At 43.9% G+C, this 5923-nt stretch carries 5 protein-coding genes; 2 read left to right on the top strand and 3 right to left on the bottom strand.

Annotated elements, in window-relative coordinates:
• Positions 1-539: 539 nt before the first annotated feature.
• The 3 genes from ACEW80_RS28430 to ACEW80_RS28420 all read right to left on the bottom strand — a co-directional run bounded on the left by ACEW80_RS28430 (position 540) and on the right by ACEW80_RS28420 (position 3942).
• Positions 540-1511: a PEP-CTERM sorting domain-containing protein gene (locus tag ACEW80_RS28430; protein ID WP_373529815.1), complete on the bottom strand. Its 972-nt coding sequence runs from the start codon at positions 1509-1511 to the stop codon at positions 540-542.
• Positions 1512-1628: 117 nt separating this feature from the next.
• The gene (locus ACEW80_RS28425; RefSeq protein ID WP_373529814.1) at positions 1629-2066 is read right to left on the bottom strand and encodes a low molecular weight phosphatase family protein; all 438 of its coding nucleotides are present in this window, start codon (positions 2064-2066) and stop codon (positions 1629-1631) included.
• 394 nt (positions 2067-2460) lie between these two features.
• Entirely contained in the window at positions 2461-3942 is a 1482-nt protein-coding gene (locus tag ACEW80_RS28420; RefSeq protein ID WP_373529813.1) for a GTP-binding protein, read from the bottom strand.
• Between the two features lie 194 nt (positions 3943-4136).
• On the opposite strand from ACEW80_RS28420, the gene tpiA reads away from it, so the two are divergent.
• A complete protein-coding gene (gene tpiA, locus ACEW80_RS28415) occupies positions 4137-4868 on the top strand; it encodes a triose-phosphate isomerase (RefSeq protein WP_373529816.1) in 732 nt (243 codons plus the stop codon).
• Positions 4869-4920: 52 nt separating this feature from the next.
• On the top strand, positions 4921-5781 hold the full coding sequence (gene folP, locus ACEW80_RS28410; protein WP_373529812.1) for a dihydropteroate synthase: 861 nt from the start codon (positions 4921-4923) through the stop codon (positions 5779-5781).
• The last annotated feature ends 142 nt before the right edge of the window (positions 5782-5923 follow it).

The raw sequence follows: 5923 nt of genomic DNA, 5'->3' as shown, positions 1-5923 counted from the left end.
GAATATGGTATTATAAACAAGTACGAAAAAAGCCGAAAATGCTACTCGTATACCGAACCTTCTCCCAAAGGGAGAGGCTGCGCCAAGACAATCTAGAATATAGGGTTCCATTCAAGAATAGATATTTTTGTATCGTTTCCGTGAATGGGTAAAATTCTAGCGGTACCAAGGTAGAACATACTTTTTGTACTTGTACCCCTTGCCTACGGGACGCTGCGCGAACGGGGAAGCAAGCTACAAACTGTGCGCCAGGGCATGACGTGCAGTATAAGCAAAGCTCAGTTAATGTCCGACGGGATACCGGGAGTCGCTGAGAAGCCTACACTGTATTGCTTGCAACCAGTGTAGGAGTATGTCACTCCACCATAGCGATCGCAATGCGATCGTCAGAAGCCACACTCGAAAGTCAAGTAATGTTCAGCGCGGTGCAATAGCCGTTTCAAAGTAAAAACACTTGATAGGGTAGTCGCAGCATGACCAATATAACAAAGCCCTCAGTTTCTGACTGAGGGCTTTTTGTTGAAGAGTTAATAGACGGCTTAACGACTTAGCGACTTAGACTGCGATCTACGTTTGAGTAGCACCGACGTACCCAACACACCAAGGAGTGCAACAGTCAACGATGGCTCTGGTACTGCCTGTGTCGGAAGCGATTGGATGTATTCGGATAAACCAGTGAGATTATCAGTATTAATTAGGTCAACATTAGCATCGTAGAGCGGGCCCCAAACGCTAGGCGCATCAATAGGCAGATTCCAGAAGCGCAAGATTTTGTTCTCACCATGTACCTGAGCCACGATATCATCTAGGGCTGATTTGGTGTCATCAGGGATAGTGCCAATACCGTCCCAAGCTAGATCGCCATTAAAGAACGTATTCCAGTTGCCACTGATTAACGGGATAAATTCAGGGGCGATATTCTTGCCTATGTCATCAGAACGACCATCATAGGCGGCGTAGCGCAAATCTTGTGAAAGCATATAATCTCGTGGTCGCTCGCCTGAAATGATCACATTAACCGCTCCCTTTTGCGTGTCGTATCCACCAAAGGCGTTTTTGGTGTAAGTAGTGAACAATCCAGGATTCTCAACTGCATAGTTGGTTAGGGCATTGTGTAGGCGCTCATAGGTTGAAACACCTTCACTCTTAATGTCAACCAACAACAGCAATGGCGTACCGTCGGCGTAAATGCCACCGTTGTTAACCTTAGCTGCCAAGTCTCGCAATGGTGTCAGGTATAAATCCTCAATGGTGGGCAGCGTCGTTGGATCAGCTACTGGGTCGTGGGCAACGCGCAACTCTGTTCCATAGAGCCAAATGTCAGCCTCAAGGCTGATAAAACCGTTGTGGAGGGCATCAAAGAGCGGGTACTCGTGTTCGTAATCGTTATGAGCATGGGTGCGTGGTACAGACTTATTCAGCGGATCTACAGTTGTCTGGGCATAAGCTTGACCGACATAACAACTTGCTGCGATCGCACCAATAGCCAATGTACGAATGAGACTTTTCATGACATATCTTCCTTAAAGTCTCTCCAAAAATAATTGGCTTGTGTCTTAGAGCAAGTTAAGCTTTGGTAATCTTTTTCTTAAAAAAGTTAGGCACTGCCGTCGTAGGCGATCGCATTACTAAGTTTGTGCCAATTGTTCTATAAGTTGCAGAAGGTTTTTTTCAATTTGCCCAAGGGCTTCTGGGGCTGAAGTTTTATCTATATCGTGAACAAGCCAGTATTCAACAGCATCTATCCATTGGGGAAAGCGCTCATTCATCAACGGTCGGTGTTCAAATTCGTCTAGGGCAATAATTCTGGCAGCTAATTGAAAATCTTGCTCATTTGCTGGCTGCGGAAACCGTTCATCATCAGGTAGTTTCACCAAGCGCGCTGCTAAAGCTTCAGTTGCGTAATGGGAAATTGGCCCCACATTGTTTATACCCCGCTCAAGTGCTAAACCTCGTGAATCAGCCTGCCAATCTAACTTCTGCTTAGTAGCCAACCAATTAAAAAGATGTTCAGCAAAACGGCTACGGTAGTAATTGCCTGTACACAGAAACAAGATTTTATTCATTGTATTTGACCAAATGATTTTCAGTAACTCTACGAGCTTTTTACTAGAAAATGGAATAATTTTCCAGAGTTCCAGGCTACTATTAAACTAATCAAATGGTTATGATACCCATCATCTACAGAGAAATTAGATAATTGCGATCGCACTCTAGTATCGAGTAAAAATATATAGAACTTACGCATTGACAAAAAATACCAAATATAAATATGGTTAAAAGCCACATCTTTCGTAAGGGTTTAGCATTGCTAAACCCTTACGGCGTAGTCTATTTACGTAGTTTACCGCCGTAGGCATCATAAGGATAATTAATAAAAGCCTGAAACAGCCTATTTTCCTTAATTCACATCACGGTTAATTTGTATAGTACGTAAGCCCTAATTTCGATCTTATTTAGTTACTTTCTGAGTTTTACCTTGTAGAGCAATTCATCTTTAATGCGGTTGAGAATTGAAGTTTCATCCAGGTTTGCCAAAATCCGATTAATCACCGCTTTCGGTCCATCAGGGCCCCAAGTCGCGCCATTGGCTAAATAAACTTTGGTAACTTGTCCAATACCGTAAGAAGAAACACCAGCTACTGCCGCTTGCGTGATTGCCACTGATATATAAGGAGCAAGGGTGGCACCTGCGGTAGCTGTTGCAGAGATCCCAAGTAAAGTTTTTAATCCACTCAAGCCCAAGTTTGCTAACAATTCACTAGCACCGATGCCGCCCATGCTCAGGGCGATTTTTTGCAGCAATTGTACAGCCCCGGCTTCGGTCATGGAGAAGCCATAGAGCTTAGATAAACCCAAAATCAGAGCAATATCAATGACTACGCTACTCAGAATATCTACCACAGTTACAGGATTGAGTGCGATCGCTAATGCCTTAGTCATTACAGCCTTCCAAATCAACTGATTGGCATTCTGTTCTCGAATCATCACTTTTCGCTCAACCAATTGCTCATTGACAATATCGGCATAAAGCATGGTATTAAGAGCAACCAAAGCTTTACCCTCACGGTGTAAAATCTCCAAAATTTTCAGCTTGAGTTCGTCGACTTTCGCATTACCTGTACGCAACTGTATGCCCCTAGTACCATCAGGGCGATGAATCGCCGTCTTCACCAATGGCGATGCCGCAGCCATGACAATTTCTAGGGGTGTGAGCAATTCCCGCACCCTTTCATCCCGGATTTTGTGATAGATTGCCATCCGGTCTGCTTCTGGATACTGGTCTACTTTGTTAAACACCAGAATGATCGGTTTACCTGCTTCGCGTAGCTGAGAAAGGGCTATGTGTTCCAGCTTAGTCATGTCACCAGAGATCACAAACAAAATCAAATCCGCAAGTTTTGCAATCTGTTCAGCTAACGCGGCACGGGTTGCACCATCTACTTCGTCTAACCCAGGAGTATCAATTAATTCCACCTGCGATTGACATACACCAGGGAGAGTGACTCGCAAAGCCCGTTCAGTTTCCCCAATCGCTTCCTCACTAATACTCCAATTAACTCTTTGTGCAGCACGGGTAACACCATGCAGCGGCCCAGTTTCAAATACTGTTTGCCCAACTAAAGCATTGAGTAGAGAAGACTTACCACGTCCCACCATGCCAAAAGCCGCAATCTGTACCACCATGCGGTCTAATTTTCCCAGCATGGTTTCCAAATCAGCAATTTCCGTCTCCAACCCGGTTTTTTCTTGGGGAGTGAGGTCGAGATTGCTTACCAAGTTTCGCAGCGCCGTTTGTGCTTGTTTATAATTCAGTTCCGTCTGAATGTCTTCAAAACTGAAAATAGCACTATCTAGTTCTTCCTCCCAGCTGAGAGAATTTGCATCAGTGTTGGCGGAATCGCTTTGATGAGGTTCAGGCACGGGCAATGTCGAAGTCATATCAATTTGAGATTTGAAACTTGGGATTTTTAAATTAGCCCTATCTCTTATCCTAGTTATTTTTAACAGAGGTTTAGGGAGATGAGGAGAATAACTCTTGCCAATGACTAATGACCAATGACCAATGACTAACAAAAAGTCATAAACTGAAAAATGCATCTAAATAACGCGTTAGGATCTTGACTAAATTACCTGTGCGAAAAATCGTTATTGCCGGCAACTGGAAAATGTACAAAACCCAGGCAGAAACCCAGGAGTTTTTACAAGGATTTCTGCCCCACTTAGAGGAAACGCCCCTGGGGCGAGAAGTGATATTGTGCCCTCCGTTCACTGATTTAAGTATTTTGTCCAAGAGTTTGCACGGTAGCCTCATCCAACTGGGGGCGCAAAATGTCCACTGGGAAGAATATGGAGCCTATACGGGTGAGATTTCTGGCCCAATGCTGACAGAAAGTGGTGTGCGCTTTGTAATTGTCGGTCATAGCGAACGACGGCAATTATTTTGTGAAACGGACGCAACTGTTAATCTACGCCTCAAAGCTGCTCAAAGGTATGGTTTGACCCCAATTCTTTGTGTAGGCGAAACTAAACAACAACGAGATGCAAGAGAAACTGAATCACTGATTATCACTCAACTAGAAAAAGGTTTAGTGGATGTTGATCAGCATAATTTGGTGATTGCCTATGAACCAATTTGGGCGATTGGCACCGGTGATACTTGTGAAGCAGCAGAAGCTAATCGAATAATTGGCTTAATTCGTAGCCAGTTGAGTAATCAAAATGTATCAATTCAATATGGCGGCTCAGTTAAGCCGAGTAATATTGATGAGATCATGGCTCAATCAGAAATTGATGGTGCTTTAGTGGGAGGAGCAAGTCTCGAACCAGAGAGTTTTGCTCGAATTGTGAATTTTAAGTCACTGTGATGTGCCTTTTTCTCGTTCCCATGCTCTGCATGGGAATGCCTAATGTAGATTTATGCCAAGTAACTTAATAATTCGCGGACGCTGTTTCGAGTGGGGACAGCGAACTTATTTGATGGGCATTTTGAATGTGACGCCTGATAGCTTTAGTGATGGGGGTGAGTTTAACTCTACCTCTGCTGCTTTAGTACAGGCGCAAGCACTGGTAGCTGCTGGTGCTGACATTATCGATGTGGGCGGTCAATCAACTCGACCAGGGGCAAAGCAAATAACTCTGGCGGAGGAACTTGACCGAGTGCTATCAGTGTTACAGGTGCTTAGATCGGAAATTTCAGTGCCGATTTCTGTAGATACTACCCGTGCTGCTGTAGCTAGGGCATCTGTAGAAGCTGGAGCAGATATTATTAATGATATTTCTGGCGGCAGCTTTGACTCAGAAATGTTGCCGACAGTGGCAGAGTTAGATGTGCCGATTATTTTAATGCACATCCGAGGAACACCACAGACAATGCAACAACACACTGATTATGAAGATTTGCTCCAAGAGATTTATAGTTTTTTAGCTCGGCAAATTGGGTTAGCAACTGCTGCAGGCATTGACCTGGATAAAATTATTATTGATCCTGGTATTGGCTTTGCTAAGAACTATGAGCAAAATTTAGAAATTTTTCGCGGTTTGCGATCGCTAACAACACTCAACTGTCCTATTTTGGTAGGAGCATCGCGTAAAAGTTTCATTGGTCACATTTTAAATCAACCAGATCCCAAAGCCCGAGTTTGGGGAACGGCAGCAGCTTGTTGTGCTGCTATTTTTAATGGCGCTGATATCCTCCGAGTTCACGATGTTCAAAAAATGCGCGATGTTTCACTAGTAGCCGATGCAATATTCCGACCCGCCGGACAGCGTGACTGTTAAGTAGGGCTTGCTGAATAAGTCTCTAAAACAAATGTAGAAGCCACACAGCTGGCAAAATGATTGTTTCGTCGCTCAGTTTTTAAATTTACCTAGCGATCGCTAATGATTGTGCAAGGATTTTGAGCCTCTAGATGTTATAACT

The sequence above is a fragment of the Nostoc sp. genome (assembly GCF_041747015.1).
Taxonomy (GTDB): domain Bacteria; phylum Cyanobacteriota; class Cyanobacteriia; order Cyanobacteriales; family Nostocaceae; genus Nostoc.
Note: the sequence above shows the minus strand (reverse complement) of the source record. Positions and strands in the feature narration are given on the sequence as shown.

Excerpts from the sequence above, each read along its gene's own strand:
- ACEW80_RS28430 (WP_373529815.1), bottom strand. The coding sequence starts at position 1,511 with ATGAAAAGTCTCATTCGTACATTGGCTATTGGTGCGATCGCAGCAAGT.
- ACEW80_RS28425 (WP_373529814.1), bottom strand. The coding sequence starts at position 2,066 with ATGAATAAAATCTTGTTTCTGTGTACAGGCAATTACTACCGTAGCCGT.
- ACEW80_RS28420 (WP_373529813.1), bottom strand. The coding sequence starts at position 3,942 with ATGACTTCGACATTGCCCGTGCCTGAACCTCATCAAAGCGATTCCGCC.
- folP (WP_373529812.1), top strand. The coding sequence starts at position 4,921 with ATGCCAAGTAACTTAATAATTCGCGGACGCTGTTTCGAGTGGGGACAG.